At 50.4% G+C, this 17,496-nt stretch carries 14 protein-coding genes; 9 read left to right on the top strand and 5 right to left on the bottom strand.

Going from position 1 to position 17,496, the window contains the following annotated elements:
- The first annotated feature begins 12 nt into the window (after nucleotides 1-12).
- The gene (locus LHL18_RS13780; RefSeq protein ID WP_226767492.1) at nucleotides 13-1,344 is read left to right on the top strand and encodes a M20/M25/M40 family metallo-hydrolase; all 1,332 of its coding nucleotides are present in this window, start codon (nucleotides 13-15) and stop codon (nucleotides 1,342-1,344) included.
- A gap of 1 nt (nucleotide 1,345) precedes the next feature.
- Here LHL18_RS13780 and LHL18_RS13775 read toward each other — a convergent pair whose 3' ends face one another.
- Nucleotides 1,346-1,750, bottom strand: a complete 405-nt coding sequence (locus LHL18_RS13775; RefSeq protein WP_134057511.1) for a hypothetical protein — start codon at nucleotides 1,748-1,750, stop codon at nucleotides 1,346-1,348.
- A gap of 204 nt (nucleotides 1,751-1,954) precedes the next feature.
- On the opposite strand from LHL18_RS13775, the gene LHL18_RS13770 reads away from it, so the two are divergent.
- Both LHL18_RS13770 and smrA read left to right on the top strand, forming a co-directional pair.
- Complete coding sequence (locus LHL18_RS13770) at nucleotides 1,955-2,242, top strand: hypothetical protein (RefSeq protein ID WP_226767491.1); 288 nt, start codon at nucleotides 1,955-1,957, stop codon at nucleotides 2,240-2,242.
- 73 nt (nucleotides 2,243-2,315) lie between these two features.
- The gene (smrA, locus tag LHL18_RS13765; protein WP_134057513.1) at nucleotides 2,316-2,894 is read left to right on the top strand and encodes a DNA endonuclease SmrA; all 579 of its coding nucleotides are present in this window, start codon (nucleotides 2,316-2,318) and stop codon (nucleotides 2,892-2,894) included.
- Between the two features lie 299 nt (nucleotides 2,895-3,193).
- Here the strand turns inward: smrA and LHL18_RS13760 are convergent, their stop codons facing one another.
- Both LHL18_RS13760 and LHL18_RS13755 read right to left on the bottom strand, forming a co-directional pair.
- Nucleotides 3,194-3,784: a GNAT family N-acetyltransferase gene (locus LHL18_RS13760; RefSeq protein WP_226767490.1), complete on the bottom strand. Its 591-nt coding sequence runs from the start codon at nucleotides 3,782-3,784 to the stop codon at nucleotides 3,194-3,196.
- Nucleotides 3,785-4,705 carry a 2-hydroxyacid dehydrogenase gene (locus LHL18_RS13755; protein ID WP_226767489.1) on the bottom strand — a complete coding sequence of 307 codons (921 nt, stop codon included), beginning with the start codon at nucleotides 4,703-4,705 and terminating at the stop codon, nucleotides 3,785-3,787.
- 89 nt (nucleotides 4,706-4,794) lie between these two features.
- On the opposite strand from LHL18_RS13755, the gene LHL18_RS13750 reads away from it, so the two are divergent.
- The 6 genes from LHL18_RS13750 to LHL18_RS13725 all read left to right on the top strand — a co-directional run bounded on the left by LHL18_RS13750 (nucleotide 4,795) and on the right by LHL18_RS13725 (nucleotide 12,649).
- A complete protein-coding gene (locus tag LHL18_RS13750; RefSeq protein ID WP_226767488.1) occupies nucleotides 4,795-5,580 on the top strand; it encodes a UDP-2,3-diacylglucosamine diphosphatase in 786 nt (261 codons plus the stop codon).
- 92 nt (nucleotides 5,581-5,672) lie between these two features.
- Nucleotides 5,673-7,379 (top strand): GNAT family N-acyltransferase, encoded by a 1,707-nt coding sequence (locus LHL18_RS13745; protein WP_226767487.1) that lies wholly within the window; start codon nucleotides 5,673-5,675, stop codon nucleotides 7,377-7,379.
- 178 nt (nucleotides 7,380-7,557) lie between these two features.
- Nucleotides 7,558-8,949 (top strand): DUF3300 domain-containing protein, encoded by a 1,392-nt coding sequence (locus LHL18_RS13740; protein ID WP_134057523.1) that lies wholly within the window; start codon nucleotides 7,558-7,560, stop codon nucleotides 8,947-8,949.
- A 132-nt stretch (nucleotides 8,950-9,081) separates the two neighbouring features.
- Entirely contained in the window at nucleotides 9,082-9,780 is a 699-nt protein-coding gene (locus tag LHL18_RS13735) for an OmpW/AlkL family protein (RefSeq protein WP_226767486.1), read from the top strand.
- A 95-nt stretch (nucleotides 9,781-9,875) separates the two neighbouring features.
- The gene (locus tag LHL18_RS13730) at nucleotides 9,876-11,732 is read left to right on the top strand and encodes a bifunctional acetyl-CoA hydrolase/transferase family protein/GNAT family N-acetyltransferase (protein WP_226767485.1); all 1,857 of its coding nucleotides are present in this window, start codon (nucleotides 9,876-9,878) and stop codon (nucleotides 11,730-11,732) included.
- The gene (locus tag LHL18_RS13725) at nucleotides 11,732-12,649 is read left to right on the top strand and encodes a histone deacetylase family protein (protein WP_226767484.1); all 918 of its coding nucleotides are present in this window, start codon (nucleotides 11,732-11,734) and stop codon (nucleotides 12,647-12,649) included. Before LHL18_RS13730 ends, LHL18_RS13725 begins: the two co-directional genes overlap by 1 nt.
- Nucleotides 12,650-12,659: 10 nt before the next feature.
- Here LHL18_RS13725 and LHL18_RS13720 read toward each other — a convergent pair whose 3' ends face one another.
- Both LHL18_RS13720 and purL read right to left on the bottom strand, forming a co-directional pair.
- Nucleotides 12,660-13,460, bottom strand: coding sequence for a M15 family peptidase (locus LHL18_RS13720; protein WP_134057532.1), 801 nt, complete (start codon nucleotides 13,458-13,460; stop codon nucleotides 12,660-12,662).
- Nucleotides 13,461-13,595: 135 nt separating this feature from the next.
- The gene (purL, locus tag LHL18_RS13715) at nucleotides 13,596-17,489 is read right to left on the bottom strand and encodes a phosphoribosylformylglycinamidine synthase (RefSeq protein WP_226767483.1); all 3,894 of its coding nucleotides are present in this window, start codon (nucleotides 17,487-17,489) and stop codon (nucleotides 13,596-13,598) included.
- Nucleotides 17,490-17,496: the final 7 nt, after the last annotated feature.

Genomic DNA, 17,496 nt, shown 5'->3' with positions numbered 1-17,496 from the left:
TAAAATGAAAAGATGAAATTATGGCTGACACTAACCGCAGCAGCGCTAAGCTTTAGCACTGCTGCGAATAACCTGACATTTAATGATACCCTGGCCTATCAGCTGACAGAGTCACTGACCGTCGAAGTCGGCCAGCGGTTGGCTGGCAGCGAAGCTGATGCCAGAGCTGTTGCATGGGCAGAGCGCACCTTTAAACAACTTGGTTTCGATAAAGTCTGGACAGAGCCGTTTACGATGCAGTACTGGGAGCGCGGTCAGGCCAGCCTGACCGTCAGCGAGCCATTCCGGCAGAATCTGGTGGTAACAGCTTTAGGCGGTTCTGTCGCCACCCCTTTTGACGGTATCAGTGCTCAGGTTGCCATGTTTGACAGTCTGGAGCAGTTAAAAGCAGCAGACCAGACTCTGGTAAAAGATAAAATTGTCTTTATCAATAAGAGTATGGAAAAGGATAAACTTGGCAGCTTTTACGGCTCTGTTGTCGGTGCGCGGGCGCAAGGTGCCGTCGAAGCTGCAAAGCTGGGCGCTAAAGCCATCATTATCCGCTCTGTCGGCACCAGCATCAACCGCTTTGCCCACACCGGCATTATGCGCTACAGCGATGATGTAGCAAGGATCCCGGCAGCAGCTGTGTCGGTACCGGATGCAATGCAACTGGCCAGAATGCTTGAGCGCCAACCAGAGCTGACACTGCAGTTACAAATGCAGAATAAATTGCCAGGAGAAGTCACCAGTCATAACGTGATTGCAGAAATTACCGGCAGCAAATACCCGGATGAAATCGTGCTGATCGGCGCTCATCTGGATTCATGGGATGAAGGCACAGGTGCTTTGGATGACGGTGCTGGCGTTGGTCTTGTTATAGCAACCGCAGCGCTACTAAAGCAACAAGGCCGGCCACAGCGTACAATAAGAGTTGTGCTGTTTGGCAACGAAGAAGGCGGCCTGGTCGGTGCCCGGGCTTATGCCGCTAAACACGCCAATAACCTGAACAAGCATGTTTTTGCCTCCGAGTCAGATTTTGGTGCTGGCCGGATCTGGCGTCTTGATACCGGTTTCGGTGAAAAATCGCTGGCATTTGCCAAAGCTCTGCAACAGAAGCTGGCAAGCTATGGTGTAGAAGCCGGTAACAATACTGCCTCTGGTGGCCCGGACGTCTCAGTGCTCAAAGCTCAGGGTGTACCGGTTGTCAGCCTGCAACAAGATGGTACAGACTATTTTGACTACCACCACACCCCCAACGATACATTGGATAAAATTGATCCGGCAGCACTGCAGCAAAATCTGCAGGTATGGCTACACACCGTATCGGCTGTTGCAAACAGCCGATACGATTTAAGAAAATAACTCAGGCTCTTGAACGCAGCGGCTTTACCTTAACAGGTACAGGCCGCTGATGTTTACGATAACTGCTACGCAGCAGCCATAGCTGCACACCAATCACCAGTAAAATCATGGCAAATGGATAAAAGTACACATTATCACTGCCAGTGAACAACATTACCGCCAGCATAAAGTAGCTAAAAGGCAACAGTTCATATAACCAGAACGGCAGAACACCACCATATTTTTCTCTGGCGTTTTTAATATCTGAGCGCCTATTGTCTGAGCGCAACACCCAAACCACTGCTCCAGCCCCTGCCATCAGAGCTCCGGCAGCAAACGCCAGCACAGATTCAACACTTACCATCACGCCAATTCCGGCGGTGACATAAGCATAAGGTAAAACTTCGTATACTTTTTCTGGCCACATAACATCTTCCTTCCCTGTTCAGCTGCCATTAAGTATAGAACACGTTTTTACACCTGTAATTTGCCTTGAAAAATTCATTAATTAAACTAATCCCAGAGAAGCAAAATTACTCAGTTGAGCGGCTCTCAAAGGCACCGCATAATGCGCAAAAATAATGCTGGCAAAATGTTTAGCCTACCCAACATCAATAGTCAGGAATGTAAAATGGAACATATTGTGTTCGATATCATCAGCTGGATAGGCTTAACAATCTGTATCGGTGCATTTTTTATCAAGGACGTATTTTGGTTACGCCTGGCAACTCTGGTTGGCTGCAGCCTGCTATTTGTTTATTACAGCCATATTGCAATCCCTCAGGGTGTGATATCTAATTTATTAGTATTATTAATCAATGCTTACTACTTAGTTCGTTTTGCTCAAGCCCGGAAAGCACAAAAATCAGCAGACCACACTGTTGCGCCTACCACCGCCCTGACCACCCAAGCCGAGTAAGGCAGTCGCTGCTACTTTTGTCAGATCAACAGGCGGGTTATAATTGCGACCCGGTAAGACAAGAGAGTGCAGTATGCAAGACGATGACCTAGATTTATTTCTGCAGGAAATGTCTGGCGTTAAACCTTTGTCTCAGGATGAGGTACTGCCAGAGCACAGCGAATTTAGTCCGACATTAGCGCAGCAAGCCCGGCGCAAAGCCGCTGAGCAGGAAATGGAATATGATCCAAACTATCTCAGCATGGAATATGTTGATCTGGTAAAACCGGATGAACCCTTTACCTATAAAAAAGACGGTGTACAGGATGGCGTGTATCGTAACCTGCGTCTTGGTAAGTACCAGTTAGATGCCACATTAAACCTGCTGGGCAAGAGCCTGACAGATGCCCGGCGCGAGCTGTTCTTCTTTATCGAAGATTGTCACAAGCGTGGTATTCGTACCTTACTGATTCAGCACGGTATGGGCCGAAACAGTAAACCGCATCCAGCCATATTACGCAGCTATGTATTTAAATGGCTGCCACAGATGGCAACCGTACTGGCATGTAATACTGCGCAAAAGCAACACGGCGGCTATTCTGCAACCTATGTATTGCTGCAGAAGAATGCGGAGCAAAAGCGGGAAAACCGCGAGCGGCATAGAAAAGCTTAAACACAGATAAGCATCAGGGGAGCAAAGCCCCCCTGAGTCTCAGTCATTCCGTTTGACTATATTCAGTTTCCGCTATCCGCATAGCAGGCAGACAGCTTCGGCTTTGGTCAAAAATGCCGATAACGCCATTAAACAAACAACAATGGCGATTGCGGTAAAGCCAAAACCACGACTGGACGCTTTACTCATAACTAACCTCAGTGACACATTTTGTTATTTTAATTAGCAGCTTGGCTTAAGTTTCCTTAAACCGTCACTGAGTGTAGTTAAGTTGTAACAAAGTTACAATAACTGTGAATTTAACCAGTATTTTCAAGGTGATACGACAGCGCTGAATAGACGAAATTCTGCGCCAGCAAACGAGTGTCATTCAGCTGTGGTACAGCTTCATTTGCCACTTCAGTATGTGTCAGAACAAAGCCTGCCTGCTGGTAATTTTTCAGGGCCGACGGATGATCTTCCGAGCAGGTATGCAGCCAGATTCTCCGGCCTTGCCAATTGGCTGCTAACATAATTGCCGCACGGGCTAAAGGCAGCCCCAACCTCTGACCAATAAATTGCGGCAGTAAACCAAAAAATTTAATTTCGACGCTGTCATCGTCATGTTTCAGCAGTTCGATATACCCTGCAGGTGTCCCCTTTACCCACAGTAACCATGTCCTCACCTGTTTTTGTGTCAGATAGTCCAGCCACTGCTGATAGTTCCAGCTTAAACGGCTGAACCAGCGCCAGCGTCCGCCTACCGCTCTGAACATAAACTGGTTCAGTTCCGGGCTGGCAATTTCAGCTTCTATTAACTGCACCCGCTCTGGCCAATCTATCTGCGTGGGTACATCACCTTCATATTGTAAGAACCAGGTTGTCACTTCTGTCAGATGCTGATCTGCCATTCAATATCCCCTGCTTAGGTCAACCGGATTTAAAAGTGCTTCGCCGCGCTGGCTACGACGGTAGTTTTCTGCAATCTGTTGCACTACAGTACTGACATTAGTCACGGCAGAAACATGTGGAGTGATTAGAATAGCGGGATGTAACCAAAACGGATGCCCGGCCGGTAACGGTTCCTGGCGAAAAACGTCAAGACATGCCGCCTGTACTTGCCCACTATCAAGCGCCGCTAAAAGCGCTGCATCGTCGACAATAGCACCACGGGCAACATTGATAAAAATGGTACCTGTTTTTACCTGTTCGAAAAACATCTTATCTAGCAGGTCGTCTGTTTCTGCAGTTAGCGGCAGCAAACAGATCACAACATCGGCATCAGCGACTGCCTGGGCCAGTTCTGCCTGTCCGCTATAACACGTTACGCCAGCCAGTTGTTTTGCCGTTCTGGTCCAGCCGCTGACATGATAGCCGGCAGCCGAAAAGTGCTGGGCAGCAGCGCCACCCAACTCACCGAGTCCCAGAATGCAAATACTGCTTAGTTGCCGCGGACTCTTGGGTTTCCAGAGCTGTTGCCGTTGCTGGCTACTGAACTGATCCAGCCTTAACCGGTAATGGTTTAGCACACTGTCCAGATAGCGCACCATAGTGTCGGTCAGGCTGTTGTCGACTATCCGGGCTATCGGCAATGCAGGCAGCGTTGGATCTGCCAGTATTGCATCAACCCCTGCACCAAAGCACTGAATAGCTTTCAGGTTCGGCAGCTGTGCCAAACTACCGGAAGGCTGTTTCCACACCACAGCAAACTCAACCTCATCAGCTGAGCTAATATCCGGCCAGATTTCAATGCGGGTATCAGGCAATGCCTGCGTCAGGCGCTGCTGTAAGTCGTCAAGTTTACGATCGGGGATTATCAGGGCAAGGCTCATAGGTCACCAAAGCTTCAAAAAATCGTCACACCAATGACACAGCAACTACCGATGCTGGCTGGCGTCTAAAGATAACATGGTACCGACTGATGCTGAACTGCCGCACCATCTTTTTATCTGACGTTCACCTGGGCTGCAAAGATTGTCAGGCCGACTATTTGCTGAGTTTTCTTGAGCAAAGCCAGGCTGGCAAGATTTATCTGCTGGGCGACATTGTTGACCTGTGGGCCATGCGTAAACAGGTGCACTGGAAACTCAGTCAGAATAAAGTTGTGCGCTGCTTGCTGGATAAAGCTGAGCAAGGTGTCGAAGTGGTGTATATTCCCGGTAATCATGATGAAGCCATGCGGCTTTATGCCGGCAAAAGCTTTGGCAATATCCGTATTGCGCTGCGGGAAAGCCACACCACAGCTCAGGGCAAAAAGTTATTACTGCTGCACGGTGACGAATTTGACAAAGAAGTGAATTTTGGCCGCCTGCATGCCTGGCTCGGCGATAATCTTTACGATTTATTGCTGTTTTTAAATCGCTGGTACAACCGCCTGCGTCGCTTTACCGGTGGCGGTTATTTCAGCCTCGCCGCTTACATTAAAAGCCGCGTGCCCGGCGCGCAAAAAGCGATAGCACGCTACCGTGAGGCCGCGGTAGCCAAAGCTAAACGCGCTGGTTTTGACGGTGTAGTCTGTGGCCACATTCATCACCCGGAAATCCGCCTGGAGCAAGGCATTATTTACTGTAATGACGGCGACTGGATAGACAGCTGCACCGCGTTGATTGAACAGCATGATGGCAGCCTGGCGCTGTATCACTGCACAGAGCAGGCAGCAAAAATTGCAGCTCTGCCTTTGGCCGCCAGCGATAAAAAGGTTGCCTGAAATTTCAGCAAACTGCCATAAAACCGACACCTGACTGTCATACAACCCAATTAGCCTGAGCGCAGCCTATTGCAGTGCCAGCGGAGCTAATTATGATCAGTGTTGAACAGGTTCTTTCACAAAATCTACCGGGACTTACCGCCAAGCCCTGGCTATACAAGCCGGTTAAAGGGGCACTACGCCGCCTGCTGCATGAGCAGGATTTTATCGAATTTGCGCAGCGCTATCCGCATCTGCAAGGGCTTGAGTTTGTCGAACAGGTGCTGGACTACTTTAATTTTCGCTATTCGGTACGTGATAACGAAATTGAACGCATCCCGACTACGGGGCGCATAGTAATCATCGCCAATCACCCTATAGGTTCCCTTGACGGCCTGGCGCTGCTAAAACTGGTCAGCGATATCCGCTCCGACGTGAAAGTGGTCGCTAATCAGTTGCTGATGGCACTAAAACCTCTGCACAACCTGTTACTGCCAGTCAACAATATGAGTGGTGGCACTGAGCGGCGGGCACTGGACAATATTCAGCAACATTTGGCAAATGAGGGGGCGCTGATCCTGTTCCCGTCCGGCGAGGTATCAAGACTGCGCCCTGAGGGGATCCGCGACGGCAAATGGCACAGCGGCTTTTTACGCTTTGCCAATAATGCTAAAGCCCCTATTCTGCCAATTTACATCGATGGCCGTAACTCTGCGCTATTTTATGGCGCCTCTATGCTGTACAAACCGTTGGCAACCATGCTGCTGGTGCAGGAAATGTTTAAACAGCAACGCAAAAAGCTGGAAATGCGTATTGGTGAACAAATTCCGCATGAAGCTTTCGCTAATCTGGCTCTGGAAACGCAAGCCAAGGTTAAACTGTTTAAAAAGCATTTGTACCGGCTGGCTAAAGATAAAGCGCCGCTGTTCAGTACTCAAAGCGCCATTGCCCACCCGGAAGATCGCATAGTTCTGAAAAAATCGGTAGAAGCCTGCGAGCTGTTAGGCGAAACCGCAGACGGTAAGCAAATTTACCTGTACCAGCATCAGCAAAGTTCGCCGGTGTTGCGCGAAATTGGCCGGTTACGTGAATTTGCGTTTCGTGCCGTTGGCGAAGGCAGTGGCTTGCGCCGTGACATTGACCGCTTTGACAGCCATTACGAGCAACTGATTCTGTGGGATAAAGACGATTTGGAAATTGTCGGCGCCTACCGATTCGCCAATACCCGCAAAATTCTGGCCGAGCATGGTGCGGCCGGGCTTTATACCGCCTCGTTGTTTCAATTTGACAACAGCATGCAAAGCTATCTTGATGCTGGCCTGGAATTAGGGCGTAGCTTTGTGCAACCACGCTATTGGGGTAAACGCAGTCTGGAATACCTGTGGTATGGCATTGGCGCTTACTTAAAACGTAACCCGGATATTCGCTACCTGTTTGGTGGTGTCAGTTTATCTCACAGTTACCCACAGGCCGCCCGGGATCTGATGGTGTACTTTTACAGCCTGTACTTCAGTGATGGTAGTTGTACTGCCGTATCTAAACAACCTTATCAGCTACCGCAGGCTATTTTGGTGGAGCTGCAACAGCATTTCACCGGCAACGACTACCTTAGCGACTTTACACAGTTAAAACATTTGCTGGCGAACATGGGTGTCAGCGTACCGACTCTGTATAAACAGTACAGTGAACTGTGTGAGCCTGGCGGTGTGAAATTTCTGGCCTTTGGTACCGACCCTGACTTTGCAGACTGTGTAGATGGTCTGGTGCTGGTAGATATGACGATGCTAAAAGCCAACAAAAGAGCACGCTATATTGATTAACCATAGTATCCAACACCTTAGCTAAGCCATAAAAACTGGCAGCTTTTGCTGCCGGTTTTTGCTATGTAAAGGTTCAGTAAAGTTCAGTTTCAATTCAGCCCCGCCCCCCTATAAGCTATACACTGTATAAAAAGCCGCCAGAGCAGTAATATCTGGTGGTGAAACGGAGGATAGCAAGATGAAATATCTGATGCTGCAAGTTGGCCGGTTGCTAAGTGCCGCCGTACTTTTACTCGGCACAGCGACAACCGTGCTGGCAGAAGACGATGCGCTGTCTCAGGCTGAGTTAGACCAAATGCTGGCGCCTGTTGCCCTTTATCCGGATACGGTGCTGACGCATGTGCTGATTGCCGCCACCTATCCGCTTGAGATAGTTCAGGCATCGCGCTGGGTAAAAGCGAACCCCGGCATAACAGGTGAAGAGGCTGTGCGCGCCGTCGAAAGTAAAAGCTGGGATCCCAGCGTCAAAGCACTGGTCGCTTTTCCGCAATTAATTGAGCGTTTAAGTACTGATTTAGACTGGACAGAACAGCTGGGCGAAGCTTTTTTGGCCGATGAAACCCAGGTACTTGCAAGTATACAAACGTTACGAGAGAAAGCCTATGCCAATGGTTCACTGAACGATAATCAGCATGTGGTGGTTGAGCGCGAGCGCGACGTGATCGTCATTGAGCCGGCCCGGAAAGAAGTAGTATATGTGCCAGTGTATGATACCCGCGTGGTATACGGCGACTGGTGGTGGCCGTCATACCCGCCGGTGTATTGGCATACCGCAGGTGTGTACTACCGTAACAGCCCGTTTTACTGGGGCGTCAGCGTCAATGTAAGGCCTTGGTTTTACTTCGGTATCTTTGACTGGCGCCACCGTCATGTCGTAGTGCATCACCACTATTATCACACCCCGCCACGCTATTATCCTAAACGGCATAAACATTATGTTGATGCCCGCCGCTGGCAGCACAATACAGAGCACCGCCGCGGTGTGCATTACCGCCGTGAGCGCTTAAACCGCGAATACAATGCAGGTTACGGCTACCGCCAGCCAACACGTGAAAGCCAGGGCAAGGTTGTACATCAGCGTAGAGTGACGTCTGATCAGCGTGAACAGCATAACCAGTATCAACGCAAAACAGCAGAGCAAATACGCTTAACAAACCGCCAGTGGCAAAGCGACGACAGAAATCCGCGTCAGCACAACGAGGCTTTGCGCCAGCAACGTGAGCAGCGGCTGCGTACTACTGATATTCAGCGTAATGATCGACAGCCACAGCAGGTTCAGCAGCAACTGAAAGAACAGCGTCAGTACAACCAGCAGCGCGAACGCTCAAATCAGGTTGTCAGCACTGAACAGTTGCGCCAGCGCCAGTCTCAGCAACGGTCTGAACGGTCGCAACACAAGGTGGAATCGCAACGCCAGGTGCAGCAACAACCAAGGCAGTATCAGCAACCAACAGTGCAACAGCGCCAGCCGCAGCAGATGCAGCAGCGTCAGCCAGCGCGTGAGTACCGGGCGTCGACAAAAGAGAGCATGGTACAGCAGCGTGAACGGCCGGCCCGGCATATCGAATAAACGTCATTTTGTTGATATAAAACAAATTACGGGGCTGAAGTTATCACAGCCCCGTTTTTTTATTGATCCAGGCCAATATTCTTAAGCCTCAAAAGCGGAAAATCACCTCAGACCTTATCTGTGGAGATTATTATGAAAACTGTTTTATCCGCGCTCACTCTGGCCACTTTACTCGCCGCAGCCCCCGCCTCAGCCGAATTTGGCATAAACGTCGGTGCTATTACGGTTGCACCTGATGACAGCAGCAGCAATTTAAATGTTGTCGAGCAGGTAGCAGGTTTGCCCGCAGGCTCCACCACTGTTGGGGTAAACAGCAATACTCAGCTTGGCCTGACGCTTGATTATAAGTTCACCCCTAACTGGTCAGTACAACTGATTGCGGCTACGCCATTCAGCCATGATATTAATGTAAAAGGTTCAGCTATTGATGGGTTGAAAGTGGGTAGCACCAAACATCTGCCACCTACTTTGCTGGCTCAGTATCACTTTATGCCACAACACCAAACGTTCGATCCATTTATTGGTGTAGGCCTAAACTACACGGTATTCTTTGATGAGCAAATTGATGGTCAACTCGAAGGCGCGCTTGATAGCCTCGGAGTAACAGGCACGAACGATGTTGTTGGTTTAAAACTTAAAGACTCTTTCGGTCTGGCGTTACAGGCAGGTGTAAACATCAAGTTCAACGACACCCTGGGCTTACACCTGATGATCAGTAAAATGGACATCGATACAACGGGCAGGGTGCAGGTTAACGGCAACACTATCCAGAGTGTTGATGTTGATATCGACCCCTATGTTGCGATGATTGGCCTGCGCTGGACCTTATAACCCAGCAATGAATCAAGCTTAAGACTAAAGGCGACTGCATCAGAGTCGCCTTTTTGTTTTACACTGTTAAACAGACGATATGAGCCCGGCAGGTTATGACAAAGCAAATCGACAAACTTAACTGGCAACAGCTGTTAAAATCTGGCGACCGGATTTTTATCGGTTCTCATGCTGCCACACCTACAGCACTGATTGATAACCTTATAAGTAATGCCAGGCAGCTGCACGACATTGAAGTGGTGCAGGTGTATTCTTTGGCTGACAACAAATGGGCCGATGCCGAATACCAGCAGCTGTTTAAAGTTAACGCACTTTTTATTGGTGGCGACCAGGTGCGCCGGGCCGTGGCAGAAGGCCGCGCTGACTATACGCCATGCTTTATGTCCGACATCCCCTCTTTGTTCAGTGACGGCATTATTCCACTTGATGCGGCGTTAATTATGGTTAGCCCGGCCGATGAGCATGGCTATCACTCACTCGGCGTATCGGTTGATATCGTCTCAGCCGCCGCCAGAGCGGCGAAAAAAGTTATTGCTCAGGTAAACCCGTCAATGCCTATCACCTATGGTCAGGCGTTTATTCACCGCGACCAGATAAGCGCCTACTATTATGCCGAGCAGCCGCTGGTACAAATGCCACCGGTTAAACTTGACGCCGTAACTGAACGTATTGGCCAATATGTGTCGTTATTGGTAGAAGATGGTGCCACTATTCAGATTGGCGTTGGCAAAATGTGTGATGCCGTGCTGCGCTACCTTGGTAACCATAAAGACTTGGGGATCCACAGCGAAATGATCACCGATTCGATGATGGATTTGATTAAAAAAGGTGTAGTAACCAACCGGAAAAAAACCTTTCACCCCGGCAAAACAGTGGCCAGCTTTTGTGTTGGCAGTAAAGCGTTATACGATTTTGTGCATTGTAACCCGCACATGGGTTTCTACCCGAGCGAATATGTTAATTCGCCGGCCAATATTGCCCGTAACGATAATATGGTATCAATAAACAGCGCGATTGAAGTCGATTTAACCGGGCAAATCGTCTCAGACTCTATTGGGCACTTGTTTTACAGCGGTATTGGCGGTCAGGTCGACTTTAGCCGTGGCGCCTCTATGAGCAATGGCGGCAAGCCTATTATTGCGCTGCCCAGCACTGCTAAAAATGGCACCGTATCGCGTATCGTCGCACATCTAAGCGAAGGCGCTGGTGTTGTTACCTCGCGCGGTCATGTGCACTATGTGGTAACAGAGTTTGGCGTTGCCTCGCTGCGCGGTAAAAGTATCCGCGAGCGCGCACTGGAACTTATCCGCGTGGCTCATCCGAAGTTTCGCCAGCAATTGCTGGAGCAGATACGCCAGCACTTCTGGGTGCCGCACTATCAGCTGCATACGCCGACAGAAGTGCCAGAGCTGGGCAGTGTTGGCTTTAAAGAGCTCTCTATTGACGGCGAAGAATTTGATTTACGTCCACTAAACCCATCAGATGAGCGCCGTTTGCAGGAATTTTTCTACTCACATACCAAGGAAACGCTGCAACTCCGCTACAGCGCGGTGCCAACCCAGATGAGCCGGGAGAAGTCCTGTACCCTGGTTGGGGTAGATCAATCCAGAGATCTGGCGCTGTGTATCGTAAAACAGAAAGGCTCAGCAGTACAAATTCAGGCCGTGGGCCGTTACTACCTGCTACCCGACGGCGCTGGCTGTGAAGTCGCCTTTGTTACACGTGAGAAGTATCAGGGCAAGGGTATGGCCAAACGTTTATTACAGGAGCTGATTATGATTGCAGAGCAACGTGGCCTGCAGAGTATGGTGGCTTTTGTCCGCGCCGAAAATAAAGCCATGTTAGCAGTATTCCAAAAAGCTGGCTTTGGCCGCTTACCCGGCGATGACCCAAGCGAAGTATACCTGCAACTGCCGTTGCCACGTGCTGGTAAGAGTGGAGAGAGCAGCTGATGGCCATTACCCTGTTCAGCCATTCCAGTTGCTACCGCCACCTGGCCGGTGATGATCACCCGGAGCAGCCGGCACGCTTAAGCGCCATTAATGATCAGCTTATCCGCTCCGGCATGGAATATGTCGTGCAACAACGTGATGCAACCCCTGCCACTAAACAGCAACTGTATCAGGCGCACTGCAAACTCTATGTAGATGAAATTTTTGCTAAAGAGCCCGGCGATGGTCATATCTGGCTGGATCCGGATACGCAAATGATGAAACACAGCCTGGAGGCAGCCTTGCATGCGGCCGGTGCCGGTATCAATGCCGTTGATCTTGTATTGCAAGACACAAACCTGCAGGCCTTTTGCAGTGTGCGTCCGCCCGGACACCACGCAACCCGCGATCAGGCGATGGGCTTTTGTATTTTTAACAATGTGGCGATTGCAGCCTTACATGCACTGAAGCAGCATGGCCTGGAACGTGTCGCCATTGTCGACTTTGATGTGCACCATGGTAATGGCACCGAAGATATCGTCAGCGGCGATGAGCGTATTCTGTTTTGCTCGTCGTTTCAGTTTCCGCTCTATCCAAATACCGGCGATACAGCAAGCGCCGACAATATCAAAAATTTGCCTCTGCCGGCGCTGTGCAAACCGGCACTGTGGCGTGAACAAATCACAGAGCACTGGCTGGCCCGTATTAACGATTTTAAACCACAGCTGATGTTAGTATCAGCAGGCTTTGACGGCCACCGTGAAGATGATATGGCGCAGTTTCTGCTGACTGAAGATGATTACCTGTGGATAGCGCAGCAGATAAAACAGCTAGCCGATACGCATTGTGAGGGGCGGGTTGTGGCTATGCTGGAAGGCGGTTATGCGTTAAGTGCTTTGGGCCGCAGTGTTGTAACCTTTTTAAAGGGGCTGATGTAGCGCGCCCTCGCTACAGCCTCGCAGCCTGCACATGCATCCAGTCATAGTTGCGACTGCGGCCCAGACTTACCCAGCCTTCATCCTCCCAGCACTGCCACCAGTAGTCGTAGCCAGATTGGGCAAAAGCGGCTTTATCGCTGCCCCACTTCAGCTGATTATGTTCAGGGTCAAAATCAAACGCGATACCCCAGCTATGCGTAGATAAACTGCTGCCGCCTCGCCTGGCGCGTAAGTTAAAACCGCCACCGTATAAATCAAGTCGCAGCTGTTGCACGGCATCAAAACCGTAATACAACAGCACCTGCTCTAACACTTTTTGCACGCTGGCCGCGACCTTTTGATGACACTGTGTCGCCAGCACTGTTGTTGACATATCCCATGCTAACCGCATTGGGTATGGAAAGCTGACTTTAACCAGCTGCTCACCGGGTTCACCAAAAAAAGCTCTGAGTTCCTGCTCCCGGTCTAACGGCCAATTATTAGGGTTTGCCGGCGTGCTATAGCGATCACGCCAGGGGGGCGGCATTTTCTGATGCTGCTGCAAGCCAGCCAGTTGTTCTGCCGCATAAGACGTTTGCGGCCCCCACCAGCCATCAAGTAAACCGGGCTGCAATCCAGCCTGTTTGCAACACAGCTGCAGACAAAGTACTGCCTGTCGCTGCGCTGGCCAGCTTTGCCAGGCTTCGGCCTGCGCTAACTCAGCACTGTGTTGCTGCAAATAGTGTTGTACGACGGCATGGCTATCACCAAGATCGCTGTTGTGGCTGATATTCAGTGCATTTTTCAGAGAAAGTACAGCAAGTGTGTCCATGTTATTGCTGCCCGTAAAAGATTAACGAGCTAAGTGTAGCTGTGCTACTTAGGCTTTGCCGGATAAATAAATGCAGTAAAAACAAAACCCTGCCGGAGCAGGGTTTAGATTTAGCTGTTTATTGCCAGTGCGCCTTTAGCCAAGCCAGACGCGGGCATTGCGGAACATCCTCATCCACGGGCTGTCTTCCTGCCAGCCGTCCGGCTGCCATGAGTTAGCCACAGCACGGAATACCCGCTCAGGGTGCGGCATCATAATAGTCACCCGGCCATCTGTGGTGGTAAGCGAAGTAATACCGGCAGGTGAACCATTCGGGTTCTGCGGGTATTGCTCTGTGGCATTACCGTAGTGGTCAACAAAACGCATTGCTACAGTGCCGCTGTGGTTGGCTTTAGCAAACGCTTCTGTTGAAGCAAATTCAGCATGACCTTCGCCGTGTGATACCGCGATTGGCATACGCGAGCCTGCCATGCCATTGAAGAACAACGACGGGCTTTGCTGAATTTCCACCAGACTGAAACGCGCTTCAAAGCGCTCTGATTTATTGCGCACAAAGTGTGGCCATAAATCGGCGCCGGGGATCAGGCTCTTTAAGTTCGACATCATCTGACAACCGTTACAGACGCCCAGCGAGAAAGTGCTATTACGTTCAAAGAAATCAGCAAACTGCTGCCGTGCCATGTCGTTAAACAGTACAGATTTAGCCCAACCCTCACCGGCACCTAATACGTCACCGTAAGAGAAACCACCACAAGCCACTAATCCATTGAAATCGCTAAGCTTAGCGCGGCCAGCCAGAATGTCGCTCATATGTACGTCAACCGCGGTAAAACCAGCACGGTTAAAGGCTGCCGCCATTTCAACATGCGAGTTAACACCCTGCTCTCGCAGGATCGCGACTTTAGGTGCAGCGCCTTTTAAGATAAAAGGTGCGGCTACATCAGCATTGATATCAAAACTGAGCTTAACATTTAAACCAGGATCCGCTGCATCGGCTTTGGCCTCGAATTCCTGTTTAGCACCGGCCGGATTATCACGCAGCGCCTGCATCTGGTAAGTGGTTTCTGCCCAGATACAACGTAAGCGGGTGCGGCTATCGCTCAGCACCACTTTGTCGCCACGGCTGAATACCAACTCATCTTTGTTGTTAACGCTACCGATAACATGGCTACACTGTGCCAGATTGTGCTGCGCCAGCACTTGCTGCACGTAAGCCAGTTCACTGGTGCTTACCTGAATCACAGCACCCGGCTCTTCTGAGAACAGCACCGCCATATCATCATTGCCCAGGGCAGCAATGTCCGCATTGACACCGGCCTTACCGGCAAACGCCATTTCCGCCAGCGTAACAAACAAACCACCGTCTGAACGGTCATGATACGCCAGCAGTTTTTGCTCACGTGTTAGCTGCTGCACAGCGTTAAAGAAGTTAATTAACAGCTCCGGGCTATCTAAATCGACCGGTGTCTGACCTAACTGCTTGTACACCTGCGCCAGGCAGGAAGCACCCAGCCGGTTCTGGCCCTGACCTAAATCGATCAGCAGCAGGCTAGTATCGCCCTTATCTGTGCGCAGCTGCGGCGTTACCGTTTTACGGATATCTTCTACCCGGGCAAAAGCAGTGATGACCAAAGATAAAGGTGCAGTAACCGCTTTATCTTCGCCATTTTGCTGCCACTTGGTTTTCATCGACATGGAGTCTTTACCGACAGGAATCGTCACTTCCAGCGCCGGACACAGCTCTTCGCCAATAGCTTTAACCGCAGCATATAAACCGGCATCTTCACCCGGGTGACCTGCTGCAGCCATCCAGTTAGCCGATAATTTAACGCGTTTTAAATCACCAATGTCAGTGGCGGCAATGTTGGTAATGGCTTCAGCAACAGCCAGACGAGCTGACGCAGCAAAGTCCAGCAGTGCAACAGGGGTACGCTCGCCCATCGCCATCGCTTCGCCGTGATAAGTATCATAGCTGGCTGCGGTAACACCGCAGTTGGCAACAGGTACCTGCCATGGGCCAACCATCTGATCGCGGGCAACCAGGCCTGTTACTGTGCGGTCACCGATGGTAACCAGGAAGGTTTTTTCTGCGATAGCAGGTAAGCGCAGCAAGCGCTCTGCTGCCTCTTTTACACTGACGCCAGACAGATCCATTGCTTTACCGGCAGAGATCGCGCTTTTCACATCGCGGTGCATCTTTGGCGCTTTACCCAGTAATACACTTAGCGGTAAGTCAATTGGCGTGCTGCCAAAGTGGGTATCGGTTAACGTTAAGTGCTGCTCTGCTGTGGCTTCGCCCACTACCGCAAAAGGTGCGCGCTCACGCTTACAGATCTGCTCAAACACCGGCATTTTATCCGCCGGTATCGCCATTACATAGCGCTCCTGCGATTCGTTACACCAGATTTGCAGCGGTGACATGCCAGGCTCATCGTTTGGCACGTTACGCAGTTCAAACTTACCGCCTACACCACCGTCGTTAACCAACTCAGGGAACGCATTGGATAAGCCACCGGCGCCAACGTCGTGAATAAATACGATAGGGTTGTCTTTGCCCAGCTGCCAGCAGCGGTCAATAACTTCCTGACAACGGCGCTCAATTTCCGGGTTCTCGCGCTGCACTGAAGCAAAATCCAGATCTTCAGCTGACTGGCCCGATGCCATAGAGGAAGCGGCACCGCCGCCTAAGCCGATATTCATCGCCGGGCCGCCCAGAACCACTAATTTAGCACCTACCGGTAAATCGCCTTTTTGTACGTGCTCAGCACGGATATTACCCAAACCACCGGCTAACATAATCGGTTTATGGTATCCGCGCACTTCCTCACCGTTATGGCTTGGCACTTTTTCTTCGTAGGTACGGAAATAACCATTGATCGCCGGGCGACCAAATTCGTTGTTAAAAGCCGCGCCGCCAAGCGGGCCTTCCAGCATAATATCTAACGCAGAAACAATACGTTCAGGTTTACCAAAATCGGTTTCCCATGGTTGCTCAAAACCCGGTATACGTAAGTTCGACACAGAGAAACCGACTAAACCAGCCTTAGGTTTAGAACCAACGCCTGTTGCGCCCTCATCGCGTATCTCGCCACCCGAACCGGTAGCAGCACCCGGGTAAGGTGAAATGGCTGTAGGGTGGTTATGGGTTTCAACTTTCATCAGTACATGAATATCTTCATGGTGGTACTGATAAGTATTGTTGCCTGGCTGGGCAAAGAAACGCCCTGCCGCTGAGCCTTCCATTACCGCGGCATTATCTTTATAAGCTGATAACACGTAGTCCGGGGTTTGCTCAAAGGTGTTCTTAATCATTTTAAACAGTGATTTTGGCTGTTGTACGCCGTCGATTGTCCAGTCGGCGTTAAAAATTTTGTGCCGGCAGTGCTCAGAGTTTGCCTGCGCAAACATATAGAGTTCAATGTCGTTCGGGTTACGGCCTAAGGCGGTAAAATTGCTAAACAGGTAGTCAATTTCATCTTCTGCCAGCGCCAGGCCCATCTCGCTATTGGCTTTGGTAAGGGCTTCACGCCCGCCAGCTATAATATCGACAGACGCAAGAGCCGCCGGCTGCGCTTTAGCAAACAAAGCTTGGGCCTGGGTCAGTTCGGTGAATACTGCCTCCATCATCCGGTCGTGCAGTAAAGCCGCAATCAGTTGCAATTGCTGCTGGTTTAATTCAGCCGCAGCTTCGATATAGTAGGCAATACCACGCTCTAAGCGTTTTACCTGAGACAAGCCACAGTTGTGCGCAATATCGGTCGCTTTAGATGACCAGGGCGAAATGGTTCCCGGACGAGGAGTCACCAGCAGCATATGGCCGCGTGGTTCATGGCTGGCGATTGCCGGACCATAAGTCAGCAACTTGTCCAGCGTGTGCTGCTGTGCGTCAGTTAATGCGCCGCTGACATCAGCAAAGTGCATAAACTCAGCATAGATATTGCTGACAGTTAAGCCACTTTGGGCGCATTGGTCGAGTAACTTCTGAATTCTGAAATCGGACAGTGCTGGCGCACCACGCAGGATCAACATAGGCTTT

This window comes from Rheinheimera aquimaris (assembly GCF_020531985.1).
Lineage (GTDB): Bacteria > Pseudomonadota > Gammaproteobacteria > Enterobacterales > Alteromonadaceae > Alishewanella > Alishewanella aquimaris.
Note: the sequence above shows the minus strand (reverse complement) of the source record. Positions and strands in the feature narration are given on the sequence as shown.

What these genes read in the sequence shown, in the direction of transcription:
- LHL18_RS13735 (WP_226767486.1), top strand. Translation starts at nt 9,082, where the DNA reads ATGAAAACTGTTTTATCCGCGCTCACTCTGGCCACTTTACTCGCCGCA.
- LHL18_RS13760 (WP_226767490.1), bottom strand. Translation starts at nt 3,784, where the DNA reads ATGGCAGATCAGCATCTGACAGAAGTGACAACCTGGTTCTTACAATAT.
- smrA (WP_134057513.1), top strand. Translation starts at nt 2,316, where the DNA reads ATGCAAGACGATGACCTAGATTTATTTCTGCAGGAAATGTCTGGCGTT.
- LHL18_RS13775 (WP_134057511.1), bottom strand. Translation starts at nt 1,750, where the DNA reads ATGTGGCCAGAAAAAGTATACGAAGTTTTACCTTATGCTTATGTCACC.
- LHL18_RS13730 (WP_226767485.1), top strand. Translation starts at nt 9,876, where the DNA reads ATGACAAAGCAAATCGACAAACTTAACTGGCAACAGCTGTTAAAATCT.
- LHL18_RS13750 (WP_226767488.1), top strand. Translation starts at nt 4,795, where the DNA reads ATGCTGAACTGCCGCACCATCTTTTTATCTGACGTTCACCTGGGCTGC.
- LHL18_RS13780 (WP_226767492.1), top strand. Translation starts at nt 13, where the DNA reads ATGAAATTATGGCTGACACTAACCGCAGCAGCGCTAAGCTTTAGCACT.
- LHL18_RS13725 (WP_226767484.1), top strand. Translation starts at nt 11,732, where the DNA reads ATGGCCATTACCCTGTTCAGCCATTCCAGTTGCTACCGCCACCTGGCC.
- LHL18_RS13745 (WP_226767487.1), top strand. Translation starts at nt 5,673, where the DNA reads ATGATCAGTGTTGAACAGGTTCTTTCACAAAATCTACCGGGACTTACC.
- LHL18_RS13740 (WP_134057523.1), top strand. Translation starts at nt 7,558, where the DNA reads ATGAAATATCTGATGCTGCAAGTTGGCCGGTTGCTAAGTGCCGCCGTA.
- LHL18_RS13770 (WP_226767491.1), top strand. Translation starts at nt 1,955, where the DNA reads ATGGAACATATTGTGTTCGATATCATCAGCTGGATAGGCTTAACAATC.
- LHL18_RS13720 (WP_134057532.1), bottom strand. Translation starts at nt 13,460, where the DNA reads ATGGACACACTTGCTGTACTTTCTCTGAAAAATGCACTGAATATCAGC.
- LHL18_RS13755 (WP_226767489.1), bottom strand. Translation starts at nt 4,705, where the DNA reads ATGAGCCTTGCCCTGATAATCCCCGATCGTAAACTTGACGACTTACAG.
- purL (WP_226767483.1), bottom strand. Translation starts at nt 17,489, where the DNA reads ATGTTGATCCTGCGTGGTGCGCCAGCACTGTCCGATTTCAGAATTCAG.